The following is a 25,293-nucleotide window of genomic DNA, read 5'->3' on the forward strand; positions in this document are numbered from 1 at the left end:
AGATGAAGTCAAGCAAGCCTCTGTTGTTGATCGCGGGGCTTGCTGCCCTGCTGGCCGCCACCGCCGCGCAGGCGCAGACCGCGCCGCCGCGCGACGCGCGCAACGCGTCGTTCTGGAACCGTGTCGACTTCCCGCCGGCGGACCGCCTGCAGCCGCCCAAGAGCTGGTACAAGCCGCTCGGCATGCTGGCCCACCAGCCCGGGCCTTTCCTGCCGGCGGCGCAGCCCGGCCGCACCACCATCCCGGCACGCGCGATGGAAGAAGCTGCGCAGTTCGTGCAGGCCAGCAATGGCCAGGCGCTGATCGTCGTGCACAAGGGCGTGGTGCAGACCGAGCGCTACTTCGGCGGCACCGATGCCAACACCCAGTTCAGCTCGCACAGCTTCGCCAAGACGCTGGCCGCCGTGGCCCTGGGCGCGGCGGTGGACGACGGCTTCATCGGCTCGGTCGATCTGCCGGCCTCGCGCTGGATCAAGGAGTGGCAAGGCGACGCCCGCGCAGCCATCACGCTGCGCCAGCTGCTGACGATGAGCGGGGGCTTTCGCACCAAGCTCAACGTCGACCCTGCCGACCGCTACATGCAGATGCATTACGGCTCGGACGTCGAGCAGATCGTCGCCACGGCGCCGCTGGCCTATGCGCCGGGCACCGATTTCTCCTACGACAACGACAACCTGCAGGCGCTCGGCCTGGTGATCGAGCGCGCCACCGGCAAGCCGTATCTGGACTACGTCGGCACGCGGCTGTGGCAACCGCTGGGCGCCAGCCCGAGCGAGCTGCTGATGGACCGCGAGGGCGGCCGGGCCATGGTCTATTGCTGCGCCTGGACGCTGCCACGCGACTGGGTGCGCGTAGGCCAGATGCTGCTGGACGGCGGCAGCTGGCAGGGCAAGCGCCTGCTCAGCGAGGCCTTCGTCAAGGACCTGCGCACGCCCTCGGCGGCCAATGCCAACTTCGGCTTCCAGGTCGCGCTGGGCTCGGCATGGATGGACCCGCGCCTGCACCGCGCGACCGCAGCACAGAAGTCCAGCCTCGTGGCGTCCGCCGCGCCGGACCTGTACTACCTGAGCGGTGCCGGTGGCCTGCAGGTGGCACTGATCCCGAGCGAGCAGCTGCTGATCCTGCGCGTCGGCAAGGGCTCGCCGGCCTGGCGTGACCAGACGCTGCCCAACCTGCTCTACGCCGCGCTGAATCCGGAGGAGAAGGCCGAATGGGACTGGCTGTACGACTGGCGCATGGCCAACCGCGCCGCGCCGGGCAGTGCCTCGCTGCTGGAGCTGGACAAGCCCCAGCAATGGCCGGCCGAGCGCGTGGCCGGCGGTGGCGCGAAGGCGCTGCCGCGCCGCGCCAGCGCGTGCCTCACCGACGCCGCGCTGGCCCCGGCCCTGGCCGAGATCCAGCGCGTCAAGAGCTACAGCTTCATGGTGTGGCGCGACGGTGCGGTGGAGGCGGAGTACTACGCCCCCGGCTTCAGTGCCGACACGCGCGCCGAGCCGGCCTCCATGCACAAATCGGTGCTGGCCATCCTGGTGGGCCAGGCCGTGGCCGACGGCGCCATCCCCAGCCTGCAGACGCCCGTGTCGCGCTGGCTCAAGGAGTGGGCCGGCGACCCGCGCGGCGCCATCACCGTGGAGCAGATGCTGCAGATGGCCAGCGGCCTGGCGCCCCTGCCCTTCGACCTGAAGCCCGGCTCGGCCTACAGCCGCGCGCTCTACGGCGCCGACAGCACGGCCGTGCCGCTGGAGGCCGCACTGAGCGACACGCCCGGCAGCCGCTTCAACTACGCCAGCGGCATCTCGCAGCTGCTGGGCCTGATCATCGAGCGCGCCACCGGCCAACGCTATGCGGATTACCTGTCCAAACGCCTGTGGCAGCCGTTGGGCGCGCAGGACGCCTATGTGACGCTGGACCATCCCGGCGGCCTGGCCCGCACCTCCAGCGCGCTGTTCGCTCAGCCCGAGGACTGGCTGCGGCTGGGCCTGCTGTTCGCGCACCAGGGCCGCGTGGATGGCAAGCAAGTCGTTGATCCGGCCTGGTTGAAGGCCATGTCTGCACCGAGCGCGGCCAACCCCAACTATGGCTACCAGCTGTGGCGCGGCAGCCCGCACGCGCCGGCGCGCGGCTACAACACGTCCACGCCGGCCACCGTGCCAGCCAAGCAGCCCTTCCTGGCCAGCGACATGGTCTATTTCGACGGCGCCGGGGCGCAGCGCGTCTACGTCTCGCCGGCCGAGAAGCTGGTCATCGTGAGGCTGGGCGCGGGGGTCTTCGATTGGGACGACTCGCTGGTGCCCAACCTCGTCACTGCGGCGGCGCGCCAGTGCAAGCAAGCCTCTTGATGGACCTGTGATGAAGACCCTGCTCCTGGCCACCAGCCTCGCCCTGCTGCCACTCGCTGCTCACGCCCAGGCGCCGTTCGACGGCGCGCGCATCAGCCAGGTCGCCGGCTTTGACGGCGTGCCGCTGAACATGGTGCAAAAGGGCGAGCCCGGTCGGCCCGCCGTGCTGTTCCTGCATGGCTACAAGCAGAGCTACCTGAGCTGGTCGGCGCAGTTCGGCTCGGACCTCGCTAAGCGCTGCCACCTGGTGGCCTACGACCTGCGCGGGCACGGCAACTCCGGCCAGCCCTGGCAGGCCGGCGCCTACGACAACAGCCGCCCCTGGGCCGACGACATGGCCGCCGTCATCAAGGCCAGCGGCCTGGTGAAGCCGCTGGTGGTGGCCTGGTCCTTCGGCGGCAATGTGGCGATGGACTTCCTGCGCCATCACGCCGACGTGCCGATTGCCGGGCTGGTGCTGGTGTCGTCACCGGCCGGCCTGCTGACGGCGCCGGGCAGCGCGCCCGCCAACGCACCGCGCCCGCCCGCTCTGGACCTGGCCCACGGCGTGGCTGCGGCCGAGCGCTCGGCGCAGTTCGTCTTCGGCAGCGGCGTCGAGCCCGCGCTGCGCGTCCAACTGACCGCCGCCTCGATGCGCGTCGGGCCCTACCTCGACAGCGCCATGGCCGTGCGCGGCGCCGGTGCGAATGCGGACCTGCTGCCGGCACTCACCGCGTTGCCGCTCACCCTCGCCCTCGGCGGCCGCGACCCCATCGTGCCCACGGCCGTGGCGCTGAAGCTGCGCGCCGCCCTGCCCGGCGCGCGGGTGGTCGAGTTCCCCGAGGCCGGGCATGCGATGTTCGCGGAGGCTGACGCAGCGGCGCGGTTCAATGCGGTGTTGGACGAGCTGCAGTGCACTGGGCAGCGCTGAGGCGTTGAGAGGCGGCTCCCGGCCAGATGCAAACGGTCGCGATGGATGGCTTTGGGTCTGCTTAAATGCTGGGCCGCAATCGTCAACGGGCCCTCGCGACAGCCGAATGTTTCCAGTGACCAAAAGCCTTTCGTCGATCGCGGACTTTGACGCCGCGCTACTCAGCGAGTACACCCGCTTTCGCAGCTTGGTTCCAAGCGCGTCAAATGCCTATGTCCAGCGCCGCTTTGCGCAGTACTGCGTGTTTCCAGAACTCGGTTGGGCCCTGCTCGGCGTTGGCGAAAACGAGGCACTAGCAGCCAATGACCCCAGCATTCTTTACGCGACGATCACGAGGTTTCTGAAGTGTGCGCATCATTGCTGGGGACCAACCGACGAGACGGGGCTCCATTGGGGTGGGCACGATTTCTGCGCCTTGGTCGTACCTTCGCTCTACTCAGCCTTCCTCGGCAACGCATACATCGCCTCGGCGTTCAACTGCGGGCGACCGATGTCTAGGAATGGCTCTGGGGCGTATGTGCACGCCGCGAACCTTATGGTGTGCATAGAGTGCCCCACATGGCCCTTTCGAGCAAAGGCTGTCACGCTTGCTGAGGCCTTTGTATCCTCAAAAAGCAGAACCAAGACTGACAAGACTTTCGTCAGCTTCTTCATAGCCGTTCTAGCGCAAGACAGAAGGGCAATGACCGAGGCGCTAGTCGAATTCTCCAATGGCTACGGCAAGAGCGACTGGGGCCGACACAAACCTTGGACTGCGGCCACGCTCATCCAGGCTTTGGTCACCTATGCCGGCAGCCGTGTCGCGGAGCCCGTCGATGTCCAGACCCATCGCTCGCTCGTATCCGAGGACCGCATTCAGTTGTGGTCCGCGATGCAACAGACGCTCAACAAGCTTGCGCTCGCGCAACACAAATTTCCCGAGCCGCTCGGCTTTCTGAATGACCTCGAGTTTGAATAGGCCGGCAGCACTTGATTGCAAAGGTGTTCCTGATTCCGGCCAACTCTCCGATCACCCGAACTGCCGCAAAGCGACGGTGAACTCGGGCTTGGAATGACAGCTTTTCCCTAGTTCACTTCGCCGAGGCCTATCTCCGCTCTGGGTCGATCGCCGCCACCCCTTCGCGGCTCAAGGCCGGCCACGCCTCACCGCTCCAAGATCTCATCCAGTGCCTGCGCCAGCCCTGCCATCGCCTGTGCATTCGGGTGATACGGCGCGCCACCTGCCGGCGCCGGGTAGCCCCACATCCACGGCTCGGCTGAGCAGGCGTGGTGTGCGGCCGACAGGCGCGAGGCCGGCAGCAACAGGGCGCCGGCATCGCGGGCCGCCGCTGCGGTGAGCGCGAGCAGCCGGGCTGCCGTGCGGCGGGCCAGGTCGGCGTCGGCCTCGGGCATAGGCGTCGCCTCGCACAGGCCGGCAGACGGCAACACGGTCAGGTAGTCGACAAACACCAGCGTGGCCCCTGGCACCCGCGCGCGAACGGCAGCGGCAAGCTCGCGCAGCGAGCGCGCCAGCGCGGCAAAGTCGGCCTCGGTGGGCGGCGCCACCGCGCGGCAGCGGCTGGCGGGCACGCGGCCCTGGGCGGCGAGCTGCGCGCAGGAGGCGGCCAACAGGCCACCGATGTAGCCCACGTCATTGCCGCCAATGGTGACCGTGACCAGCCGCGTGTCGGCACCCAGCGCGTCGATCTGCGCGGGCAGTTCGCCCCAGGGTTCGAGCAGCGCCCGGGTGGTGGCGGCGCTGCAGCTCACGTCGTTCAGGCGCAGGCCACGCATAGTCGCGAACTGGCGCGCGTAGTTGGCCAGCGAGCGGGCGCAACGCGGCGGCGCGTCGGGCGCATAGGGCGGCAGGCCGGGGCCGGCGGCGAAGGAACTGCCCATGGCGACGTATTCCGCCGACGGTTGCGCCGACGGTTGCGCCGCTTGCGCGAGCCCGGCGCACAACAGCGCCAGCGCGGCGGCGAGCGTGCGGGCCAGCGGCTTCATCACGGGTTCCCGTCGCGGTGCAGCCTGGCGTACTTCACGCCGAAGTAGACGATAAACAGGTAGCAGGCCGCCGGGACCAGGAAGGAGGTCTGCACGCCGGCCCAGTCGGCCACCAGGCCCTGCCCGAACGGCACGATGGCGCCGCCGGCAATCGCCATGCACAGCAGGCCCGATCCCTGCCCGGTCGCCGGGCCGAGCTTGTGCAGGGCCATGCTGAAGATGGTCGGGAACATGATGGAGTTGCACAGGCCCACGGCCAGCAGCGACCACATCGCCAGCGGGCCCTGCGTCTGCGTGGCCGTCACGATCAGCAGCACCGACGCAGCGGCATTGAAGGCCAGCACGCGCCCCGGGCTGACATAGCGCATCACGGCCGCGCCGATGAAGCGGCCCACCATCGCGCCGCCCCAGTAGTAGCTGACGTAAAGCGCCGCCTCAGCGTGGCTGAGCCCGGCGATGTGACCTTCGCCCATGAAGTTGATCAGGAAGCTGCCGATGCTGACCTCGGCGCCCACGTAGACAAAGATGCACACGACGCCCAGCAGCAAGTGACGGTGGCGCAGCGCATCGCGCAGGCCGGCGCGGCCGGCGTCGGCATGAGCGGCCACGCGGGGTAGCCGGGCCAATGCGAACAGCAGCGCCAAAGCCAGCAGCGCGGCGGCCAGCGCCAGGTAGGGGCCTTGCACCATCGCGGCTTCCTTGGCGCGGTAGGCCAGCTGCTCGGCCTCGGGCAGGCGGGCCAGTTCGTCCAGCGACAGCACAGCGCCGGGCAGGATCAGCAGGCCGCCGAGCGCCGGTGCCACCGTGGTGCCCAGCGCGTTGAAGGCCTGTGTCAGCGTCAGGCGGCTGGACGCCGTGGCCGGGTCGCCCAGCGCCGTGACGTAGGGGTTGGCCGCCACCTGCAGCAAGGTGATACCGGCGGCCAGCACGAACAGCGCGCCGAGGAACAGGCCGTAGCCGCCCTCGGCCGCCGGGTAGAACAGCGCGCAGCCCGCAGCAGCAATGACCAGACCTGCCACGGCACCGCGCTGGTAGCCCAGGCGCTTGATCAGCGCACCGGCCGGGATGGACACCAGGAAGTAGGCGCCGAAGAAGCAGAACTGCACGAGCATGGCCTGCACGTAGCTGAGCGAGTAGACCGACTTGAGGTGCGGGATCAGCACGTCGTTCAGCGAGGTCAGCAGGCCCCACATGAAGAACAGCACGGTCAGGATGAACAGCGCATGGCCGTGGCGCGCCGTGCTGCCGGCAACCTGGACCGGCGGGGCAGTGAAGCTCATCGTGCAGCGCTGCACGCGGCCATCAGCGCGACGGCGCGGGCCTCGCCGATGACCTCGGCGTACTTGGCCTGCAGGTCAAACAGGTTGGCCTCCTGCGGGCGCGGGTCGCGCTCGCCGCAGGCCTCAGGCACGACGAAGGGCGCGAAGCCGTGCTGCAGCGCGTCCAGCGTTGTCGCGCGCACGCAGCCCGACGTGGAGTAGCCGGTCACCAGCACGGTGTCTATGCCCATGGCCACCAGCGTGGCGGCCAGCGAGGTGCCGCAGAAGGCAGACGCGTACTGCTTGCTGACCACCACCTCATCAACGCGCGGCACGATGCCGGCCGGGAAGGCGCCCAGCGGCGAGCCCTTCAGGAAGCAGCGCAGGGCCGGCACCTTGCGGTAGAACAGCCCGCCATCACGGCCCTCGGCACCGTAGACCACATTGGTGAACACCACCGGCACACCGGCCGCGCGTGCCGCCTCGATGAGCCGCACGTTGGGCGCCAGCGCATCGACAAAGCCCTGTGCAAACAGCGGGCTGTCGGGCTGCACATAGGCCTGCACGACATCGATCACCAGCAGGGCCGGGCGTTGCCCGAAGGCCAGCGTGCCGCCGAAGCCGGCACGCTGGTAGTCGTCTTGGAGCGAGGCTGTCATGGCCGGCAATTTAGGGCGCTGCAGCGGCCGCGCCACACCGGCTCGCCCGCCTGTTCGGCTGGCGGATAGATCCGAACAAGCCAGGGATTACCCAGATATAGCTGGCCAAACGCTGATCCACATTACGTTTCCGTGACGTGCCGCTGCATCCCGCGCGGCAGCCAAAGCGTCTCCACGCGCACACCCGAGGACATCATGGAAAGAGGCGTTCCCATTCGTGCGGTCAGCCGCAGCATCGCGGTGCTCCAGTGCATCAACCGGCATGGCTCGCTGTCGCTGATGGAGATTGCGCGCTGGGTGTCGCTGCCCTACCCCACCACCTTCCGCATCATCCAGACGCTGCTGCACGAAGGCCTGGTGGAGTGCGAGCCGACGCGCAAGCACTACCGCGCCACGCAGCTGGTGCAGACGCTGTCGGTGGGCTACCGCGAGAACGGCAACCTGCTGAGCCGGGCGCGCCCGCACATGGTGGCGCTGACGCGCAAGCTGTCCTGGCCGGTGTCGCTGGTCACGCATGTGGGCCAGAGCATGATGGTGCGCGACTCCACGCACAGCGAGACCTCGCTGAGCTTCTGCAACTACGAGCCGGGCTACACGTTGCCTCTGCTGGAGTGCGCATCCGGCCACGCCTACCTGGCCCATGTGCCGGACAGCGACCGGCTGAGCATGCTGGCCGGGCTGGAGACGCTGGATCAGCGCAGCCACATGCTGGAGATGTTCAAGGGCGACAAGCTGGTGCAGCGCATCCGCGAGGACGGCTATGCCACCTGCGAGCGCAACCCGCACTCGGCCGTGCCGCGCAAGACCTCGTCCATCGGCGTGCCGTTGTTCGAGGGCTCGCGCGTGGTGGGCGCGATGGCGCTGGTGTTCTTCGCCTCGGCCATGCCGATGGCCGAGGCTGTACGCCGCTACGTGGAGGAGCTGAAGGCCATGGCCGAGGCGGTGTCCGACGAGCTGACGCAAGACCTGTCCCTGCAGCCCGCTCCCGCAGCACGCGAAAGCCGCGGTGCTCCGGCGCATCCCACCCTGCGACAGGCCAGCGCGGTCTGCTGAGCCTGCGCCTCGTCCACGTAGTGAACACGCGGCCACTCGGGCGTGGCACGCGCGCCACCGGCTTGCACACTGCCCGACATGAGCCCAGCCACGAGCCCGCAGACCCTGTACGACAAACTCTGGACCTCGCATGTGGTCAGCGAAGACCGCGATGAGCACGGCGACACCACGGCGCTGATCTACATCGACCGCCAGATGCTGCACGAGGTGAGCAGCCCGCAGGGCTTCGAGGGCCTGCGCATGCGCGGCCTGCCGGTGCGCCGCGCCGAGACCCAGCTCGCCGTGGCCGACCACGCCGTGCCCACCCGCCACCGCGACCAGCCCATCGCCGACCCGCTGGCGCGTGAGCAGGTGGCGCTGCTGGAGCGCAACACCACGGCCACCGGCCTGCGCTACATCCCGCTGACCGACGGTCGCCACGGCATCGTCCACGTCATCGGCCCCGAGCAGGGCTTCACGCTGCCGGGCATCACGCTGGTCTGCGGCGACTCGCACACCTCCACCCACGGCGCCTTCGGTGCGCTGGCCTTCGGTATCGGCGCGAGCGAGGTCGAATGCGTGCTAGCCACGCAGACCCTGCGCCAGCGCCGCGCGCGCAACCTGCGCGTGCGGGTCAGCGGCACGCTGCCGCCGGGCGTCACGGCCAAGGACGTGATCCTGGCCGTCATCGGCCGGCTCGGTGCCTCGGGCGCGGTGGGCCACACGCTGGAGTTCTGCGGCGACACCATCGAAGCCATGACGATGGCCGAGCGCATGACGGTCTGCAACATGAGCATCGAGGCCGGCGCGCGCAGCGGCCTGATCGCGCCGGACGAGCGCACCTACGCCTGGCTGGAAGGCCGGCCCATGGCGCCACGCGGCGCGCAGTGGGAGCAGGCGCTGGACTACTGGCGCACGCTGCACAGCGATGCCGGCGCCGTGTTCGACCGCAGCATCGACCTCGACGCGAACACGCTGGCCCCGCAGGTGACCTGGGGCACCAGCCCCGACCAGGTGCTGGCCATCGACGGCCGCGTGCCCGACCCGGCCACGGCACCGAACGACGCCGCCGCCCGCAAGATCGCCCGCGCGCTCGACTACATGGGCCTGAGCGCTGGCACACCGCTGCAGGACGTGGCCATCGACCACGTCTTCATCGGCTCCTGCACCAACAGCCGCATCGAGGACTTGCGCGCCGCCGCCGCCCAGTTGCAGGGGCGCCGCAAGGCCGAGCATGTGAAGGCGCTGGTGGTGCCCGGCTCGGCCCAGGTGGCGCGCCAGGCCGAGGCCGAAGGGTTGGACCGCCTCTTCACCGCCGCCGGCTTCGAGTGGCGCGAGCCGGCCTGCTCGCTGTGCGTGGCGATGAACGACGACCGCCTGCTGCCGGGCGAGCGCTGCGCGAGCACCAGCAACCGCAATTTCGAGGGCCGCCAGGGCGTGGGCGCCCGCACCCACCTCGTCAGCCCGGCGATGGCCGCCGAGAGCGCCATCGCCGGCCACCTGGCCGACCCCCGCACGGAGCGCTGATGAAAGCCTTCACCACCCTGCACTCGGTCGCCGCACCGATGCCCGATGCCGACATCGACACCGACATCATCTTCCCCGGCCGCTTCCTGGTGCTGACGCAGAAGGCGGGCCTGGGCCCCTATGCCTTCTACGAAAAGCGCTTCGACGATCAAGGCCGGGAACGGCCAGACTTCGTGCTGCACCGGCCGCGCTGGCGCGGGGCCGCGATCCTGGTGGCCGGCGCCAACTTCGGCTGCGGCTCCAGCCGCGAGCAGGCGCCGTGGGCGCTGGCCGACCTGGGCCTGCGCTGCATCATCGCGCCGGGCTTCGGCGACATCTTTCAGTCCAACTGTCTGAACAACGGCCTGCTGCCCATCCGCCTGGCTGCCGCCGAGCATGCCCGCGTGATGGCCGCCGCGCAGGCCGGCCAGGCACTGACGGTGGACCTGGCCGCCAGCACCATCACGCTGGCCGACGGTGGCCTGATCCGCTTCGACATTGCCGAGCGCGCGCGCCAGGCGCTGCTGGAAGGCCGCGACGAGATCGAGCGCATCCGCCAGGACGCCGGCCCGGCGATTGCCGACTTCGAGGCGCAGCAGCGCCAGCGCCAGCCCTGGCTCTACACCTGACCTAACACCCACTCAAAGCGCATACCGACCATGGCCAATCCCATCTTTCGCCAGATGCTCGACAAGGGCGAGTTCTTCGTCGTCCCCGGCATGCAGGACATGATCGCCACCGCCGTGGCCAACAAGGTGGGCTTTCCCATCGTCTACGGCAGCGGCTACTGGCTGACCGCCTCCAGCCTGGGCCTGCCCGACGCCGGCATCGCCAGCTACACGCAGATGCTGGACCGCATGGCCACGCTGGTGCAGACCAGCAACGCCGCCGTCATCGCCGACGGCGACACCGGCTACGGCGGCCTGCTGAACGTGGCACACACGGTGCGCGGCTACGAGAAGGCCGGCGTCACCGCCATCCAGATCGAGGACCAGGAGTTCCCCAAGAAGTGCGGCCACACGCCATTCAAGCGCTGCGTGCCGCTGGAAGACATGGTGGAGAAGATCAAGGTCGCCGCCGAGACGCGCGAGGACAAGAGGAACTTCCTCATCATTGCCCGCACCGATTCGCGCGCCGGCTTCGGCGTGGACGACGCGATGCGCCGGCTGGAGGCCTATGCGAAGGCCGGCGCCGACGTGCTGTTCTTCGAGGCGCCGCAGTCCGAGGAAGAGATGCGCCGCGCCTGCGAGGCCTTCGACCTGCCGATGATGGCCAACATGGCCGACGGCGGCAAGACGCCCATCCTGCCGGCCGCCACGCTGAAGGACATCGGCTATGCGTTTGCCATCTACCCGTCCATGACCAGCCTGGTGGCGGCTGCGGCGATGGAGCAGGCACTGCGCCATCTCAAGGATCAAGGACTGAGCCAGGTGCCCGACCTGCCGATGTTCGACTTCACCGAGTTCTGCAAGCTGATCGGCTTCCAGGAAGTCTGGGACTTCGAGAAACGCTGGGCAAAGTGATGTGAGCCCCTCGCCCAGCGCGCCCCGCTGCACGCGGGCTCGCTGGTCGGTCCCCCGAGGGGACGGCGATGCTTGCGGCGTTGAACCGCAAGCACATCGCCCAACGGGCCGGCTTGGGAGCGGCCCGGCGCTCGGCCCAAATGCATGCGCTTCATCCGCAGCGCCACGGACACCTGATAGGACCGTCATGACCCTGATTCGATCCACCGCTGCCGCCCTGTTGGCCATCTGCGCCAGCGCCCAGGCTCAGCAGCCGGCACCGGCCGCCCCTGCCTGCGAACAGCGCACGCCGATGCAGCGCCCGCTGCAGTACCGCTCGGTCGAGCCGCTCGCCGATGGCCGCGTGTCGTTCCGGCTGTGCGCGCCGGTCGCCGAGGCGGTGCGGCTGGTGAGCCCCGACGTGGAGGGCATTCCCGGCGGCTTCGACGGCAAGCCTGCCGGCCTGGCGATGGCGCGTGACGCGCAAGGCTTCTGGCAGGCGAGCACGCCGTCCGCCGTGCCCGCAGGCCGCTGGCGCTACGGCTTCCAGATCGGCGGCGTGGTGCTGCCGGACCCGCAGGGCTCACAGCATTCCGAGCTGGCGCGCGGCGTGCGCTCGGTGTTCGACGTGGCCGGCGCTGCGGGCGACCCCACCAACTGGCAGCCTGGCATCGCGCATGGCCAGGTGGCGACGATGGAGTACGCATCCACCCTGCCCGGCGTGGTGCGCCGTGCCCACGTTTACACGCCACCGGGCTACGAGGCCGGCGGCGCGCAACGCTACCCGGTGCTGTATCTGGTGCATGGCTATGGCGACAGCGACGACAGCTGGACTTCCGTCGGCGCGGCCCATCGCATCCTCGACGCGCTGATCGCCTCGGGCAAGGCGCGGCCGATGATCGTCGTCATGCCCAACGGCCACACGCCGGACCGCGCCGAGGTCAACCCGATGAACAACACCGACTTCGGCGACGACCTGCTGAAGACGCTGGTGCCGCTGGTCGACGGCCGCTACCGCACGGTCGCCAAGCCCCAGCAGCGGGCGATGGCCGGCCTGTCGATGGGCGGCATGCACACGCTGAACTTCGGCCTGCCGCGGCCGGATGTCTTTGGCGCCATCGGCGTGTTCAGCATGGGCGTCGGCGTCGGCGGCCCGGCGTCGCTGGACGACTACAAGCAGCGCCACGCCGAAGGCCTGAAGCGGCGCGCCGCCCAGGGCGGGCTGGTGTACTACGCCTACGGCAAGACCGACTTCATCCACGCGCTGGCCGCGCCGACGCGGCAGTTGCTCGACGAGGTCAAGATCCGCCACACCTGGTACGAGACCGAGGGCGGCCACACCTGGGCGAACTGGCGGCACTACCTGGCGGAACTGGCGCCCCAGCTGTTCCGTTGAGGCCGACCGCACTTCCACCTTCTTCACGCGAGCCGATCACCATGACCTCACCCCTCTCGACACATCGCCGCCTGCTGCTGCAAGGCCTGGCCGGCATGGCCGCCACCGGGCTGGCCGGTGCCGACACCGGCGCCGCCCTGCCCACCGACGAGCGCCTGCGCCGCTTCCTGATGATGCGCGGCGCCCTCGACGACCGGCTGGTCATCGGCGAGATCGATGCGCAGTTCCATGCCGTCATCAACGGCCAGACGGTGCCCTTGTGCGGCCTGCTGGCCACGACCTTCACGCGCTGGCAGGCCGCGGGCGATGGCACCTGGCTGTCGGCCAGCTTCGAGCATGTGTACTACACCGACATCGCCTCCGGTGCGGTGCTCACCGAGTGGCGCAACCCCGTGACCGGCCGCACGGTGGCGGTGCCGGCCTACTCCTCCAGGCCCACCGTGCGGCGCCTGACGCCGGACCTGAGCGCCACGCCCATCCAGCCGATGCCGCCCGGCACGACGATGGAGGACCGCGTCAACGCCGCCTACGAGGACCGCGGCGAGCAGGTGTTCGTCGAGCGCGTGCAGGCCGTGCTGCCGCGCCCGGGTCAGGCCTTGCCCTATGCCTATGGCGAACTCGTCACGCTGCGTGCGCCGCTGGCCGCGCTGCGTGACCCGAAGGCGCGCCAGGTCCGCGCGCGCAACAGCTTCAGCTCGGTGAGCGGCTGGCGGCCGTGGATGCAGATGGGCGACCAGCCCGGCCATGTGCTGGGCCATGGCAGCGGCAGCTACGGGCTGACGCTGGACGAGATCAATCCGCGCTGGCTGGCGGCGGCCCGTGCGGGCAGCGTGGAATGGCTGGCCGACCCGGCCGCCCGGCTGGTGCCGCTGCTGGCGGCAGCCGTGAAGGCCTGACCATGGCCGGCCACCGTCGACGCCTCTTCACCGCAGCAACGGCGCTGTCCCTGGCGCTGGCGGCCCTGCCATCGCTCACCGCAGCGGCCAGCGAGGCCGCGCCAGCCGCGCCCTGCGTGCAGGGCGTGTGCGTGCTGCCTGCGCGGCAGGTCTGGCCGACCGGGCAGCCCGCGTTGGCGGACTGGTTCGGCAGCGTGCCCAACGCCGGCCCCGATGAAGAACGCGAGGGCGGCGACGTCGTCTTCAACATCAGCCGGCCCAGCTACCAGCCCTTCCTGCCCGAGCCCGGCCGGGCCACCGGCGCGGCCGTGCTGGTGGCGCCGGGCGGAGGGTTCCGGCACCTGTCGGTCCGCAAGGACGGCACCGAGGTGGCGCAATTCCTGGCCGAGCGCGGCATCGCCGCCTTCGTGCTGCGCTACCGCACCATCTACCAGCCGCCCACCGAGAGCGCCGAGGCGTACCGGCAGCGCGTCTTCACGGCCATGACCACCGGCCCGCAGGGCCAGATCGGCGCGGCCGGCGCGGCCGATGGCCTGCAGGCGCTGCGCGAGATCCGTGCGCATGCGGCCGAGTTCGGCATCGACCCGCAGCGCGTCGGCGCCGTCGGCTTCTCGGCCGGCGGCCACGTCGTGGGCATGCTGGCGCTGGCGGCCGACCTGCGCGACCGGCCCGCCTTCACCGGCCTCATCTACGGCCTGCCGTTGCTGACGCCGCCGACGCTGCCGCCCGCCCACCTGCCCTATCCGCCCGGCACGCCCAAGGAGCCGTGGCTGCAGCCCGCACCGACGCCGGCGCCCGGCGCGCTGCCGCCCTTCTTCATCGCGATGGCCCAGGACGACCGGCTGGTCGGCACGGGCGTGCGCGGCTTCTACGCGGCGCTGATGGCGGCCGGCTACAGCCCGGAGCTGCACCTCTACGCCAGCGGCGGCCACAGCTTCGGCATGAAGACCCAGGGCACGACCTCCGACCTCTGGGCCGAGTCCTTCCACGCCTGGATCAAGGCCCTGGGGTTCAAGCAGGCGGGCAAGGCACGCTGACCCGGGCGTGGCCGTCAGGCGGACAGGTCGGCGCCCGCGCTTGGCGTGAGCGAGGGCTGGGCATAGCGTGGATCGTCTCCACCACCGCTTGCACCCAGCCCGCCCCATGCCGTCCCAACGAAGAACCCTCCTCAAGGCCACCGCGCTGTCGCTCGCGCTGGCCGCAGCATCCGGCACCAGCCAGGCCGCGCCCTGCACCCAGGACGTCTGCACGCTGGCGCCCCAACTGCTGTGGCCGGCCGGCGTGCCCGCCATCCCCAACTGGCCGGGCACGGCGCCCGCCATCGGGCGGGACGAAGTGCGCGAAGGCGGCGAGATCGTCGTCAACGTCAGCCAGCCCAGCTACCAGGCCTGGCTGCCCCGGGCCAGCAAGGCCACGGGCGCGGCAGTGCTGATCGCGCCGGGTGGCGGCTTCAGCGCGCTGTCCATCCGCAGCGAGGGCACGCAGGTGGCGCAGTGGCTTGCCGAGCGCGGCATCGCGGCCTTCGTGCTGCGCTACCGCACCTTCCACCAGTCGCCCGGCGAGACGCGGGAGTCGTTGAACAAGCGCATGTTCGGCAGCCTGGCCAGTGGCCTGGCGGGCGCGGCCGGCGTGGCCGACGGCATGGAGGCACTGCGCCAGATCCGCGCCGGAGCCGCCGGGTTCGGCATCGACCCGCAACGCATCGGCGCGGTGGGCTTCTCCGCCGGCGGCCATGTGGTGGGCATGATGGCCCTGGCCGCCAACGAGCGAGAGCGGCCCAACTTCGTCGGCCTGATCTACGGCATGCCCATGACGACGCCCCTGCCGCCGCTGCCGCCCGCCCACCTGCCCTACCCCGAAGGCACGCCCAAGGAGCCCTGGCTGCGCCCCAAGCCCACGCCGGCACCGGGCGCCCTGCCGCCAACCTTCATCGCCATGGCGCAGGACGACCTGGCCGTCGGCACCGGCGTGCGGGCCTATTACGACGCGATGTTCGCCGCCGGCTACCGGCCGGAGCTGCACCTGTACCAGCGCGGCAACCACGGCTTCGGCATGCGCCAACAGGGCAGCACCAGCGACCGCTGGCTCGACGCCTTCGGCGGGTGGATAGCCGCCGAGGGTTTCAACAAGCGGCCGCCCGCCCCATAAGCGGCAAGAGCCGCAAGACCTGGCCCTGCCCGGCCCAAAACAGTTCGGCCCGGGTCCTCGTGAGACCCGGGCCGATGGCAGGTCATCGCAGCTTCGCGATGTGAACCGGCCTGCTTGCGCAGGCCCTGGGTTCAGAAGCCGAAGCGCAGACGGGCCCCGACGGTACGGGACTCCTGCACGGTCACCTGCATGCCCTGCTGGCTGTAGTTGGTCAGCGGGGACAGGCTCAGGTTGGGGTAGCGCGAGATCGACTGCCAGCCCCGGTTGTCGAACAGGTTGCGCACGAAGAACTCGACCAGCACATCCTTGCCCTCGAAGCCCTGGCGCACGTCGAAACGGCTGTAGCCGTCGGCCTGGACGATGTTGAAGTCGGAGTCCCAGCGCTTGCCGACATAGGTCAGGTCGCCGCGCGTGTAGCCGGTCCAGCCGTTGCTGAAGGCATAGCGGTAGGTGGAGTTGGCCGTCACGCTGAGCTTGGGCTGGCGGCCCAGTTCATTGCCGTCGAAGGCCACCGCAGAGCCGGTGATCACGGAGGCGTTGGCGGCGTCGAAGGTGGTCCAGTAGGCCTTCTTGTAGTCGATGTAGCCGCCGGCCGACCAGCTCGGCGTGAGCTGGGCTTCCAGCACCAGCTCCAGGCCGCGCACGCGCGCCTGGTTGGTGATGGTCACGCCGCTGCCGGCGGTGGAGAACGGGCACTCCGGCGTGTCGGTGACGCGGCCGCAGCTGGCCGGGTTGAAGACCGTCGTGCCGGACAGGCGGTTGCGCCACTTCTGGTCGTACACCGCCAGCGCGTACTGGAAGCTGCGGCTGACCTGCTGCTTCACGCCCAGCTCGATGGAATCGAGCTTGGGCTGCTTGGTGAAGGGCGAGATGCCGGGGAACATCTGCTCCAGGTAGGCCTTGCCACTGGCATTGGCGTTGACGTAGCCGCCGTTGGTCGTCAGCGGCTGCACGCCCTGGGCCAGGTTGACATAGGTCGAGATGCCGGGGGCGGGCTTGTAGCGCAGCGTCAGGCGCGGCAGCAGGTTGGAGATGCTCTGACCCGTGGTCGTGCCCTGCTGCGACGTGAACTCGCTCTTGTCCGTCTGGTAGCGGGCCTCGGCCGAGACGGTCCACTGGGGGTTCAAGTCGTACTCGACCGAGCCGTAGATGGCCGGCACCGTCGAGCGCAGGTTGAGGTAGGCACCCGTGCTGATCGTCGGGGCGGCCTGGCCGAAGGCCGGGCTGAAGTCGACCTGCGACATCTGGTAGACCGACTTGAAATAACTCACGCCGATCAGGCCGCGCAGCGAAGCCTGCGCATCCGTCGACAGGCGCGCATCCAGCGTCAGGTCCTTGGTGGGGTTGGTCTGCAGCGCCAGGAAGTTGAAGGTCTTGCTGCGGTCCAGGTCGTGGATGGACGACGCTTTCGACTCGTTGTAGCCGGCGTTCACCGCCAGGTCCATGTCCTTGGGCAGCAGCAGGCCCATCTGGGCCGACACGCGCGTGGACTCACGCACCATGCCCATGTGGTCGATGCGCGGCGTCTTGGCCAGGAAGGGGTCCTTCAGGCTGTTGTTGACCATGGGGTCCACCGCCACCGCGGGCAGCGCGGTGTTGGCGTCGAAGATGCCGCTGCCGACATCCTTGAAGTTCGGGATGCGGTCGCAGAAATAGGCGACGCTCGGCGTGAAGCTGATGGGCGTGCGGTCGATCGTCTGCCCGGTGTAGCTGCGGCTCGCGCAGCTGGTGTTGCCGGCGGCCGCGAAGAAGCCCATCGCGGGTGCCGAGTCTTCGTCGCGCTGGTAGTGGCCGCGCAAGCGCATCCACAGGTCGGCAGTCGGGGCGAAGTAGAGCGTGCCGCTGACGAACTTGCTCGTCTCCGCGCCCAGGTCGCCACCGTCGCTGGCCTGGAACTGCGCGGCCTTGCTGCGGCTGCCGAAGGAGATGCGCGCACCCAGCTTCTCGGTCAGCGGGCCTTGCAGCGTGGCGTCCACGTCGCTCGTGCCCTTGTGGTCGATGCTGGCGTTGACGGTGCCCTTGAAGGTCGACGACGGGTTGCTGGTGATGAAGTTCACCGCACCGCCGAACGTGCTGCGGCCGAAGAAGGCGTTCTGCGGGCCCTTCAGCACTTCCACACGCGCGACGTCGCCCATGCCGACACCGGACACGCCGCCGGACAGGAAGATGCCGTCAATGAACACACCGCCGGAGTTCTCCCAGGGGAAGGTCAGGTCGCCCTGCAGGCCGCGGAAGGTGATAACGCCGAAGGAACGACCCTGCGCGCTGGTGCCGGTGGCGGACGAGAAGGTGAAGCCGGTCTGCTCGCCCAGGTCCTTGATGTCGGTGATGCCGGCGCTGCGCAGTTCGCGCTCCGAGATGGCCTGCATGGAGATGGGCACGTCCATCAGCAGTTCCTTGCGCTTGCGGGCGGTCACGGTGACCGTCGGCAAGGCGTTCGTGGTCTCTGCGCCGGCCTTCGTGCTGGCTTGAGCGTCTGTCTCGGCGGTCCCGGCAGTGGCCTGGGCGAGTGCCCCGGCCGCAAAGAGGGAACAGGCCAGTGCGACGCTGGTTCTCGCGAGCCATTGGGGATGGTGCGAGCGCTGTGCGGCTTCGCGCCGGTGGTCTGCATGCATGCGAAATTCTCCGGGGGTGGTTATGTGAGGGAAACCGTGGCACTCGATCTCGAACTCCACTCGCATGTCCTGGTGACAGCGTGAAGACGCTCCGATCTGGCTCGGCCGCAATGTAGGGACGGCCCCCCCGGAAATCCTCTTTTGTTCCACACCGCTCGGCAGGCGGATAAGCGGCCGGCACGCAGCCCCGTGAGCGCTGCAGGTCAGTGCCTGAATCACCGGCGCGGTGCCTGATGCCCCAACGCCGCCCGCGGCCTAACCGAGGCGAATTACTCGCCTTCAGCCGCAGTCCCTGACGCCAGCCCGGCCATGCGCTCGCCATGATCCCGATGGGCGGGATGGCGCTGCGCAATCTCCAGTGCCAGGCGCTGCAGGCGCGGCACATAGCTGCTGCGCAGGCGGTCGGTGCTGCGCATCGTGGACTTGATGTAGCGCATCAGGATGCCGCCCACGGGCCGCCCGGCCAGCAGCAGGGGCACGCCCAGATTGCCTTCGCGCTCATGGTCGAACTCGATGCTGCAGAAGCCCTCGTCCCGCACGCCCTGCACCCGTTCCTGGATCTGCTGGCGGTCGAAGGGCATGGGGTGTTCATGGTCAGGGTCGGCCAGGCCGGCGGTGATCATGGCCTCGCTCTCGGCCGGCGTGCAGTGGGCCAGATAGCAGTAGCCACAGGCCGACACCAGCAGGTGGCGCGAGCCGCCGATGCCGTGGCGGATCAGGGCCAGCGGCGACTCGTAGTCGGTGTTCAGCCGCATCACCATCTGGCTGCCGCGAGGCGTGCTCACGCCGATCGACCAGCCCAGTTCGCGCTGCGCCTCGGCGAGCAGGGGCCGCGCCAGTTCAAGCAGCAGCTCTTCGTCGCGGAACCCCGTCGACAGGCTGCGCACGAGGCTGGTGAGCCGGTAGATGTCGCTGTTGGGCAGCTTGTCCACATAGCCCTCGGAGGCCAGCGTGGCGAGCAGGCGGTAGGCCGTGGCGCGGGGCACCTCGATGCCCGCCGCCACCTGGGACACGGTGCAGTCGCCCTGCTGGTTCAGGTAGGTGATGGCGCGCAACGCCTTCTTCAGTGACTTGATCTGGTCGCGTTCGGCCATGCGAAGCAGGGTTGGGCGCGTCAGCCTCCAAGTCCGAGCGCGCCAGGGTTCATCAACTGCTGCGGATCGAGCTGCTGCTTCAGGCCTTGCAACAGGGCCAGCGCCGCCGGGTCGAGTCGCTGCGCATAGGGATAGGCGCGGCCGATCTGGAAATGGGCGGCGCCATGGGCAGCATACAGCTCGATCAGTTCGAGCTTGAGGGTCTCCACCAGGGCCGAAGACGCCGCATTGGGCGCGTGGCTGGAGACCTGGCGCAGGTACTCGCCCCCCAGCACCGCCTCGTGATACGCGGCCGGCGCTTCGGGCCAGTAGAGCGCAATCTCGTAGAGCAGGCCCGTGGACGAGACGGTGGAGAACATGGTGCCCATCCACACGCCCAGCCGCGCCATCGCGTCGCGGTGGCGGGCGTTGAAGTCCAGCAGCGCCGCGTGGAAGGCCGGCACATCGGCATGCGGCAGGATGCCGTGCACGGGCACCCAGCGTTCGCCCTTGGGGCCGAGGATGTTGGTCAGTGGTGCGAAGGGCATGGCGCGCACGAAGCCCGGCACGCTGTTGGCGATCTCATGGCCGCGCGCCAGGGCCAGCTCGCGCAAGCGCGCCGCCTTGCCCTGCACCTCGGCCATGTTGGCGCCTTCGACGATGAAGTGCGCCATGTACTCGCCACTGGTCAGCACCTCGTCGCCCGCCAGCAGCATGCGCAGCAGCTGCCGCACGCCGGCCAGCGCGTTCGGCGCCGAGCGGAACACCTTCAGCGCGATGGCCAGCTTGGAGCCCAGGCCCTCCTGCTTGCCGATCTGCCCCTGCGACAAGGCCTTGTCGAGGCCGAACTGCTCGTCCTCCAGCCCCTCCAGCGCCGCCAGGCGCAGGGTCTCGTGGAAGCTGGCGAAGTCGGGGAAGGCGAAGGACAGCGCGTCGAACTGGCTGCGCGCGGCGATCAGCGGCAGGCGGATGGCGGCCTTGATGCCCAGGGCGCCGCAGTCGCCGGTGAACAGGCCGGTCAGGTCGGGGCCGAAATGGCGGGTGGCCGTGCTGATGCCGGTGCGCAGCAGCTCGCCCGAGGCCAGCACCACGTCCAGCGACAGCACCGACTGCGCCGAGATGCCGTGGCTGGCGCTGCCGTGGCTGATGGCGTTCTGGCTGACGCTGCCGCCCACCGTGGCGGCCAGGCCCGAGAACGGCCCCCAGAACGGGGTGCGCAGGCCTTGCGCGGCCAGGCGCTCGCGCAAGCCCGCCCAGGTGACGCCAGCGCCCACGGTGACGACGGCGTTGGCGGCGTCGATCTCGATGCTGTCCAGCGCGCCGGTGTCGAACAGCACATGGCCGCCCGCAGGCAGCAGGTAGCCGTCGGTATAGGAGGCACCGCCGCCGCGCGGCACCATCGCCACGCCGGCTGCGGCACACAGGCGCACCGCGGCCTGCAGCGCCGCCACATCGCGCGGCCGCACCGCCGCCAGCGGCAGGCCGCCCTGCCGGTAGACGTCATGCGAGAGCAGCGCAAGCCGGTCGGACTCGCAGCAGACGCTGTCCGCGCCCAGCGCGGCGATCAGTTGTGGCAACAGCGGGGCGGCAGCCGAGACGTGAGACGGGGGCAGCTGCGTTTCGTGGGGAGCGGAGGCGTTCATCGCCAGCACACTAACCGGGCTCGCCGCCGCCCGCTGTCCGGTCGGCGCCGCTGTTCACACCGCGATGAGGCGCCCGCAGGCCTGCTCGCCCCGTGAACACGGCCGCCGGCCCGGATGCAAACCGGCGCTTCTGGTGGCTCACTGGCGCGCTACCCGTGCGAATGGCACCTTGGACATCGCGCGCCCCGCATCGTGGCGCATGAGGAGTACGAATGGCTGAACATGAACTCACGCGCCGCGCGGCGCTGGCCCTGGGCGCTGCCGCCTGGGCCGGCCACGCGGGCATCGCATCGGCTGCCGCAACGCCAGCGGCAGCGCCGGCCGATGTGCTGATCCTCGGCGCCGGCATCGCCGGCCTGCATGCGGCGCGCATGCTGCAGGGCGCGGGCATCAGCGTGACCGTGCTCGAAGCCAGCCCGCGCGTCGGCGGGCGCTGCTGGACCGGCGTGGACGTGCCGGGCCGCCCCGAGTTCGGCGCCGCCGAGATCGGCAGCGGCTACGGCCGGGTGCGCGCCAATGCGGCGGACCTCGGCGTGCCGCTGGACGTGCGGGCCAGCGGCGGGCCGTCGATGCTGGGCGGCAACCAGGTGGCGATGAGCGTCTACGGCCAGCCGGCGGTGAACCGCGCCTGGAGCAGCTCGCCGCTGAACCGGCTGGCGCCGAACGAACAGGCGCTGCTGCCGCTGCAGTTGTCGGGCCGCTATCTGGTGGGCGCCATGCCGCTGTCCGACCTGTCGGACTGGCTCAAGCCCGAGTTCGCCGCACTCGACAAGATGTCTCTGCGCCAGTACTTCAAGAGCAAGGGCGCGTCCGACGAAGCGCTGCGCCTGCTCAACGTCAACACCAGCGCCCGCAACCTCGACGAGGCCAATGCCCTCGACACGCTGCGCAAGCTCAACTACTACCTGTGGGAAGCCAAGGCCGGCCCCAGCGCCAAGGTGCGCGGCGGCACCAGCGCGCTGACCGATGCGATGGCCGCATCGCTGCAGCGGCCGGTGCAGCTGCGCCGGGCGGTCAACGGCATCGAGGTCGGCCGCCGCGGCGTGGTGGTGCGCTGCGCCGACGGCAGCCAGCATCGGGCCCGTGCCTGCATCAGCACGATTCCGATGTCCGTATTCAAGGGCGTGCGGGTCGAAGGTGTCGGCGGCGTGCAGGTGCCGCCGCAACAGCGCCAGGCCTGGAGCGCGCTGCGCTACGGCCAGTTGGTGCAGGTGTTCCTGGAGGCCGATGCGCCGTTCTGGGAGCGCGACGGCATGGCCCCCGAGCTGTGGTCGGACGGCGCCATCGAGCGTGTGCTGAACATGGGATCGACGGGCGGCAAGCACCATTTCGTCAGCTTCATCAACGGCGAGGCCACCGAGCGCTTCAAGGGCTTGTCGAATGCCGCAATCGGCAAGGCCGTGGTGGCCGAGCTGGCACGCATCCGCCCGTCCACCGCCGGCGTCGTGCGCGCCACCCACGTGCACGACTGGATGGCCCAGCCCTACAACCGCGGCCACATCGCCAGCTTCGCCCCCGGGGACATCGGCCGCTACGAGGCGCTGCTGTCCCAGCCCATCGGCGCGCTGCACTTCGCCGGCGAGCACTGCGGCAAGGCGCACGCCGGCCTGGAGTCGGCCTGCGAGGCCGCCGAGAACGCCGTGCTGCGACTGATGGACGAACTGGCGTGAGCTGGGACACCGCCATGAAGCTGAACCGACTCTTGCCTCCCGCCGCGCTGGCCCTGTCCTTGATCGGCGCGGCCCTGCCCGGCCATGCGGCCGAGACCACCCGCGTGCTGACGCGCGAATCGGTGATCGCCCGCTACGCCGACGCCCAGTCGCGCTTCATCGACGTGGACGGCGTTGACGTGCACTACAAGGACGAGGGCAGCGGCCCGGTGCTGCTGCTGGTGCACGGCACGCTCGGCGACCTGTCCGACTGGGACGCCTGGGCGGCGGTGCTGTCCAGGCACTACCGCGTGCTGCGGCTGGACCTGCCGGCGTTTGGCCTGACCGGCCCGCTGCGCAGCGGCAACTACTCGGTGGACCGCTGGCTGTCGCTGGTGGACGCCTTCATGGACCGCCTGGGAGCCGAGCGCTTTGCCATTGCCGGCACGTCCTATGGCGGGCTGGTGGCCTTTCGCTACGCCGCCACGCGCACCGACCGGGTCACCGGCCTGATCCTGGCCAACTCCGCCGGCATCCAGACCGGCAAGGGCCCGAGCGAGGTGGAAAAGCCATCGGCCAAGGCCCGCAAGATCCCGGACGCCAGCGTGTTCAGCAGCCCGGTCATCACGGCCGACGACATCGAGGCCAACCTCTACCACCTGCTGGCCGACGAGGCGCTGGTGACGCCCGAGCGCGTGGCGCGCAAGCTGGCCTATGCCAACATGCGCGGCCGTGGCGAAGAGGCCATCGCCGGCCGCACGCTGTACGAACGCGGCGATCCGCAGCGGGTGCTGGCCCATGTACGCGCGCCGGCCCTGGTGCTGTGGGGCGCGGCCAACCGCGCGCTCAACATCGAGACCGCGCAGGCCTTCGCCGATGCGATGAAGAACGCCTGCCGCGTCGACGTGCGCATCTATCCCGAGGCTGGCCACATGCTGATGGTGGACACCGCCGCCAGGAGTGCGGCAGACGTGCAGGCCTTCCTGGCCAGCCTGGCCGCTGCGCCCGCCTGCCGTGCACGGCCTGCCGCGCAACCCTGAACCCCGACGCCAGGCGCAGCGCCTGCGACGTAAGCGGGTGTTCACCGCGACCTTGCTACCGGCCAGCTGAGGGACGAAAGGGACAACTCCTGCACCGGCGAACGGGCAAGGTGGCGGGCGGCACCTCAAAGCCTTGCCGTGACGGCCTTGGTTTCCAGGTAGGCGTCCAGCCCCTCGCGGCCGAACTCGCGGCCCCAGCCGGATTGCCGCATGCCACCGAACGGGATGTTGGTGCCGATGGCGCCGTGGCAGTTGATCGACACCTGCCCCGAGCGGATGCGCGAGACCAGCTTGTGCGCGAAGGACAGGTCGCGGGTCCAGACGCTGCCTGACAGGCCGAAGGGGCTGTCATTGGCGAGCGCGGCGATCTGCTCGATGTCGTTGCTGGCGAAGCGCTGGATGGCCATCACCGGGCCGAAGATCTCCTCGCGCATGAGGGCCATGTGCGGCTGCGCGCCGGTGAAGATGACCGGGCGCATGAAGTGCCCGGGTCCCGCCGGCTGTGCCATGCCGGCCACGCGCGTGGCGCCTGCGGCTTCGCCACCATGGACATAGCCCATCACCCGCGCCCGATGGCCGGCCGAGATCAGCGGGCCGACCTGGGTCGCCGGGTCCAGCCCGTGGCCCAGCACCATGCCGTCGGCAAAGGCCGCCAGGCCCCGCACCAGCTCGTCGTGGATGGCCTCGTGCACGAAGATGCGGGTGCCGGCCATGCAGTTCTGGCCCTGCAGGAAGAAGGTGGCCATGGCCACGCCGGGCACCGCCAGCGACAGGTCCGCATCGGGCATCACCACCACCGGCGACTTGCCGCCCAGTTCCAGCGAGACTTTCTTCAGGTTGCAGGCGGCGGCGATGACGATCTTGCGGCCCACCTCGGTCGAGCCGGTAAAGGAGATCTTATCCACGTCGGGGTGCGCGGCCAGCGCGGCGCCGACGCTCTCGCCGCGCCCGTTGACGATGTTGACGACACCGGGCGGAAAGCCGGCCTCGATGATCAGCTCCCCCAGCAGCAGCGCCGACAGCGGTGTCTCCTCGGCGGGCTTGAGCACCACGGTGCAGCCAGCCGCCAGCGCGGGTGCCAGCTTCAGGATGGCGGTGGAGAGGGGCACATTCCACGGCACGATCTGGCCCACCACGCCGACCGGCTCGCGCACCGTGTAGGTCAGCGCCTCGGCCAAGGCCGTCACATGCGGCGGCGGCGTGGTGGTGCGGCCTTCGATGCTCAGCGTGGCGCCGGCGTAGTAGTCCAGCATCTCCACGCAGTTGGCCACCGTCAGCGCGGCGATGGCGCGCGGCATGCCGTTGTCGAGCACCTCGACCTCGGTGAACACCTCGGCGCGCGCTTCGAGCAGGCGCGCCAGGCGGGTCATCAGCCGGGTGCGCTCGCGGGCGCCGGTGCGCGACCAGCCGCCATCGAAGGCGCGCCGGGCCGCCGCCACGGCGCGGTCCATGTCCGCCGGGCTGCCGGCCGCCACCGTGGCCAGCGGCAGGCCGGTGGCGGGGTCGCTGCTGGCGAGGGTCTCGCCGGCCGAGCCTTCGGCCCACTCACCGTCGATCAGGAATCGATGTGCGCGCCGCAGGAAGGCGCGCGTGGCGGGTGCCACCGGGTGGCCGTCGAACTCGGTGGGCGCCCTGTCTGCCAC

20 protein-coding genes are annotated in these 25,293 nt (G+C 70.1%); 13 read left to right on the forward strand and 7 right to left on the reverse strand.

Annotated elements, in window-relative coordinates:
* Window positions 1-2 precede the first annotated feature (2 nt).
* The 3 genes from ACG00Y_RS03165 to ACG00Y_RS03175 all read left to right on the forward strand — a co-directional run bounded on the left by ACG00Y_RS03165 (window position 3) and on the right by ACG00Y_RS03175 (window position 4,207).
* On the forward strand, window positions 3-2,339 hold the full coding sequence (locus ACG00Y_RS03165; RefSeq protein ID WP_394475889.1) for a serine hydrolase domain-containing protein: 2,337 nt from the start codon (window positions 3-5) through the stop codon (window positions 2,337-2,339).
* A 10-nt stretch (window positions 2,340-2,349) separates the two neighbouring features.
* The gene (locus ACG00Y_RS03170; RefSeq protein ID WP_394475890.1) at window positions 2,350-3,249 is read left to right on the forward strand and encodes an alpha/beta fold hydrolase; all 900 of its coding nucleotides are present in this window, start codon (window positions 2,350-2,352) and stop codon (window positions 3,247-3,249) included.
* A gap of 115 nt (window positions 3,250-3,364) precedes the next feature.
* The gene (locus tag ACG00Y_RS03175) at window positions 3,365-4,207 is read left to right on the forward strand and encodes a hypothetical protein (RefSeq protein ID WP_394475892.1); all 843 of its coding nucleotides are present in this window, start codon (window positions 3,365-3,367) and stop codon (window positions 4,205-4,207) included.
* A gap of 185 nt (window positions 4,208-4,392) precedes the next feature.
* Here the strand turns inward: ACG00Y_RS03175 and ACG00Y_RS03180 are convergent, their stop codons facing one another.
* From ACG00Y_RS03180 to ACG00Y_RS03190, 3 genes are read right to left on the reverse strand one after another with little or no spacing between them, the layout of a single operon-like run.
* Window positions 4,393-5,232, reverse strand: a complete 840-nt coding sequence (locus tag ACG00Y_RS03180) for an SGNH/GDSL hydrolase family protein (protein WP_394475894.1) — start codon at window positions 5,230-5,232, stop codon at window positions 4,393-4,395.
* The gene (locus ACG00Y_RS03185; RefSeq protein WP_394475895.1) at window positions 5,232-6,512 is read right to left on the reverse strand and encodes a sugar MFS transporter; all 1,281 of its coding nucleotides are present in this window, start codon (window positions 6,510-6,512) and stop codon (window positions 5,232-5,234) included. The genes ACG00Y_RS03180 and ACG00Y_RS03185 overlap by 1 nt, the downstream gene beginning before the upstream one ends.
* The gene (locus ACG00Y_RS03190) at window positions 6,509-7,150 is read right to left on the reverse strand and encodes an isochorismatase family protein (protein WP_394475896.1); all 642 of its coding nucleotides are present in this window, start codon (window positions 7,148-7,150) and stop codon (window positions 6,509-6,511) included. Before ACG00Y_RS03190 ends, ACG00Y_RS03185 begins: the two co-directional genes overlap by 4 nt.
* A gap of 195 nt (window positions 7,151-7,345) precedes the next feature.
* On the opposite strand from ACG00Y_RS03190, the gene ACG00Y_RS03195 reads away from it, so the two are divergent.
* The 8 genes from ACG00Y_RS03195 (at window position 7,346) to ACG00Y_RS03230 (ending at window position 15,630) form a co-directional block, all read left to right on the forward strand.
* The gene (locus tag ACG00Y_RS03195; RefSeq protein ID WP_394475898.1) at window positions 7,346-8,203 is read left to right on the forward strand and encodes an IclR family transcriptional regulator domain-containing protein; all 858 of its coding nucleotides are present in this window, start codon (window positions 7,346-7,348) and stop codon (window positions 8,201-8,203) included.
* 78 nt (window positions 8,204-8,281) lie between these two features.
* Window positions 8,282-9,709 (forward strand): 3-isopropylmalate dehydratase large subunit, encoded by a 1,428-nt coding sequence (leuC, locus tag ACG00Y_RS03200; protein ID WP_394475900.1) that lies wholly within the window; start codon window positions 8,282-8,284, stop codon window positions 9,707-9,709.
* On the forward strand, window positions 9,709-10,317 hold the full coding sequence (leuD, locus tag ACG00Y_RS03205) for a 3-isopropylmalate dehydratase small subunit (RefSeq protein WP_394475902.1): 609 nt from the start codon (window positions 9,709-9,711) through the stop codon (window positions 10,315-10,317). Before leuC ends, leuD begins: the two co-directional genes overlap by 1 nt.
* A 30-nt stretch (window positions 10,318-10,347) precedes the next feature.
* Window positions 10,348-11,211 (forward strand): isocitrate lyase/PEP mutase family protein, encoded by an 864-nt coding sequence (locus ACG00Y_RS03210; RefSeq protein ID WP_394475903.1) that lies wholly within the window; start codon window positions 10,348-10,350, stop codon window positions 11,209-11,211.
* 187 nt (window positions 11,212-11,398) lie between these two features.
* Window positions 11,399-12,586 carry an alpha/beta hydrolase-fold protein gene (locus tag ACG00Y_RS03215; RefSeq protein WP_394475905.1) on the forward strand — a complete coding sequence of 396 codons (1,188 nt, stop codon included), beginning with the start codon at window positions 11,399-11,401 and terminating at the stop codon, window positions 12,584-12,586.
* Window positions 12,587-12,627: 41 nt separating this feature from the next.
* Window positions 12,628-13,482 (forward strand): DUF1838 family protein, encoded by an 855-nt coding sequence (locus tag ACG00Y_RS03220; RefSeq protein ID WP_394475906.1) that lies wholly within the window; start codon window positions 12,628-12,630, stop codon window positions 13,480-13,482.
* Between the two features lie 2 nt (window positions 13,483-13,484).
* The gene (locus ACG00Y_RS03225) at window positions 13,485-14,519 is read left to right on the forward strand and encodes an alpha/beta hydrolase (protein ID WP_394475909.1); all 1,035 of its coding nucleotides are present in this window, start codon (window positions 13,485-13,487) and stop codon (window positions 14,517-14,519) included.
* A gap of 106 nt (window positions 14,520-14,625) precedes the next feature.
* A complete protein-coding gene (locus tag ACG00Y_RS03230) occupies window positions 14,626-15,630 on the forward strand; it encodes an alpha/beta hydrolase (protein ID WP_394475911.1) in 1,005 nt (334 codons plus the stop codon).
* Between the two features lie 131 nt (window positions 15,631-15,761).
* Here ACG00Y_RS03230 and ACG00Y_RS03235 read toward each other — a convergent pair whose 3' ends face one another.
* From ACG00Y_RS03235 to ACG00Y_RS03245, 3 genes are all read right to left on the reverse strand, one after another.
* The gene (locus ACG00Y_RS03235; protein WP_394475913.1) at window positions 15,762-18,245 is read right to left on the reverse strand and encodes a TonB-dependent receptor; all 2,484 of its coding nucleotides are present in this window, start codon (window positions 18,243-18,245) and stop codon (window positions 15,762-15,764) included.
* 269 nt (window positions 18,246-18,514) lie between these two features.
* On the reverse strand, window positions 18,515-19,339 hold the full coding sequence (locus tag ACG00Y_RS03240) for a helix-turn-helix domain-containing protein (RefSeq protein ID WP_394475914.1): 825 nt from the start codon (window positions 19,337-19,339) through the stop codon (window positions 18,515-18,517).
* 20 nt (window positions 19,340-19,359) lie between these two features.
* On the reverse strand, window positions 19,360-20,895 hold the full coding sequence (locus ACG00Y_RS03245; RefSeq protein ID WP_394475916.1) for an FAD-binding oxidoreductase: 1,536 nt from the start codon (window positions 20,893-20,895) through the stop codon (window positions 19,360-19,362).
* 278 nt (window positions 20,896-21,173) lie between these two features.
* Between ACG00Y_RS03245 and ACG00Y_RS03250 the strand changes: the two genes are divergently transcribed.
* Together ACG00Y_RS03250 and ACG00Y_RS03255 are read left to right on the forward strand one after the other, a co-directional pair.
* Window positions 21,174-22,631 carry a flavin monoamine oxidase family protein gene (locus ACG00Y_RS03250; RefSeq protein ID WP_394475917.1) on the forward strand — a complete coding sequence of 486 codons (1,458 nt, stop codon included), beginning with the start codon at window positions 21,174-21,176 and terminating at the stop codon, window positions 22,629-22,631.
* A 14-nt stretch (window positions 22,632-22,645) separates the two neighbouring features.
* Window positions 22,646-23,650, forward strand: a complete 1,005-nt coding sequence (locus tag ACG00Y_RS03255; protein WP_394475919.1) for an alpha/beta fold hydrolase — start codon at window positions 22,646-22,648, stop codon at window positions 23,648-23,650.
* Between the two features lie 125 nt (window positions 23,651-23,775).
* Here the strand turns inward: ACG00Y_RS03255 and ACG00Y_RS03260 are convergent, their stop codons facing one another.
* Window positions 23,776-25,293 carry an aldehyde dehydrogenase family protein gene (locus ACG00Y_RS03260; RefSeq protein ID WP_394475921.1) on the reverse strand — a complete coding sequence of 506 codons (1,518 nt, stop codon included), beginning with the start codon at window positions 25,291-25,293 and terminating at the stop codon, window positions 23,776-23,778.

The organism is Pelomonas parva, assembly GCF_043555835.1.
Taxonomy (GTDB): domain Bacteria; phylum Pseudomonadota; class Gammaproteobacteria; order Burkholderiales; family Burkholderiaceae_C; genus Pelomonas; species Pelomonas parva.

What these genes read in the sequence shown, in the direction of transcription:
- ACG00Y_RS03230 (WP_394475911.1), top strand. Translation starts at nt 14,626, where the DNA reads ATGCCGTCCCAACGAAGAACCCTCCTCAAGGCCACCGCGCTGTCGCTC.
- ACG00Y_RS03215 (WP_394475905.1), top strand. Translation starts at nt 11,399, where the DNA reads ATGACCCTGATTCGATCCACCGCTGCCGCCCTGTTGGCCATCTGCGCC.
- ACG00Y_RS03180 (WP_394475894.1), bottom strand. Translation starts at nt 5,232, where the DNA reads ATGAAGCCGCTGGCCCGCACGCTCGCCGCCGCGCTGGCGCTGTTGTGC.
- ACG00Y_RS03165 (WP_394475889.1), top strand. Translation starts at nt 3, where the DNA reads ATGAAGTCAAGCAAGCCTCTGTTGTTGATCGCGGGGCTTGCTGCCCTG.
- ACG00Y_RS03235 (WP_394475913.1), bottom strand. Translation starts at nt 18,245, where the DNA reads ATGCATGCAGACCACCGGCGCGAAGCCGCACAGCGCTCGCACCATCCC.
- ACG00Y_RS03195 (WP_394475898.1), top strand. Translation starts at nt 7,346, where the DNA reads ATGGAAAGAGGCGTTCCCATTCGTGCGGTCAGCCGCAGCATCGCGGTG.
- ACG00Y_RS03185 (WP_394475895.1), bottom strand. Translation starts at nt 6,512, where the DNA reads ATGAGCTTCACTGCCCCGCCGGTCCAGGTTGCCGGCAGCACGGCGCGC.
- ACG00Y_RS03220 (WP_394475906.1), top strand. Translation starts at nt 12,628, where the DNA reads ATGACCTCACCCCTCTCGACACATCGCCGCCTGCTGCTGCAAGGCCTG.
- leuC (WP_394475900.1), top strand. Translation starts at nt 8,282, where the DNA reads ATGAGCCCAGCCACGAGCCCGCAGACCCTGTACGACAAACTCTGGACC.
- leuD (WP_394475902.1), top strand. Translation starts at nt 9,709, where the DNA reads ATGAAAGCCTTCACCACCCTGCACTCGGTCGCCGCACCGATGCCCGAT.
- ACG00Y_RS03190 (WP_394475896.1), bottom strand. Translation starts at nt 7,150, where the DNA reads ATGACAGCCTCGCTCCAAGACGACTACCAGCGTGCCGGCTTCGGCGGC.
- ACG00Y_RS03255 (WP_394475919.1), top strand. Translation starts at nt 22,646, where the DNA reads ATGAAGCTGAACCGACTCTTGCCTCCCGCCGCGCTGGCCCTGTCCTTG.
- ACG00Y_RS03210 (WP_394475903.1), top strand. Translation starts at nt 10,348, where the DNA reads ATGGCCAATCCCATCTTTCGCCAGATGCTCGACAAGGGCGAGTTCTTC.
- ACG00Y_RS03240 (WP_394475914.1), bottom strand. Translation starts at nt 19,339, where the DNA reads ATGGCCGAACGCGACCAGATCAAGTCACTGAAGAAGGCGTTGCGCGCC.
- ACG00Y_RS03225 (WP_394475909.1), top strand. Translation starts at nt 13,485, where the DNA reads ATGGCCGGCCACCGTCGACGCCTCTTCACCGCAGCAACGGCGCTGTCC.
- ACG00Y_RS03170 (WP_394475890.1), top strand. Translation starts at nt 2,350, where the DNA reads ATGAAGACCCTGCTCCTGGCCACCAGCCTCGCCCTGCTGCCACTCGCT.
- ACG00Y_RS03250 (WP_394475917.1), top strand. Translation starts at nt 21,174, where the DNA reads ATGGCTGAACATGAACTCACGCGCCGCGCGGCGCTGGCCCTGGGCGCT.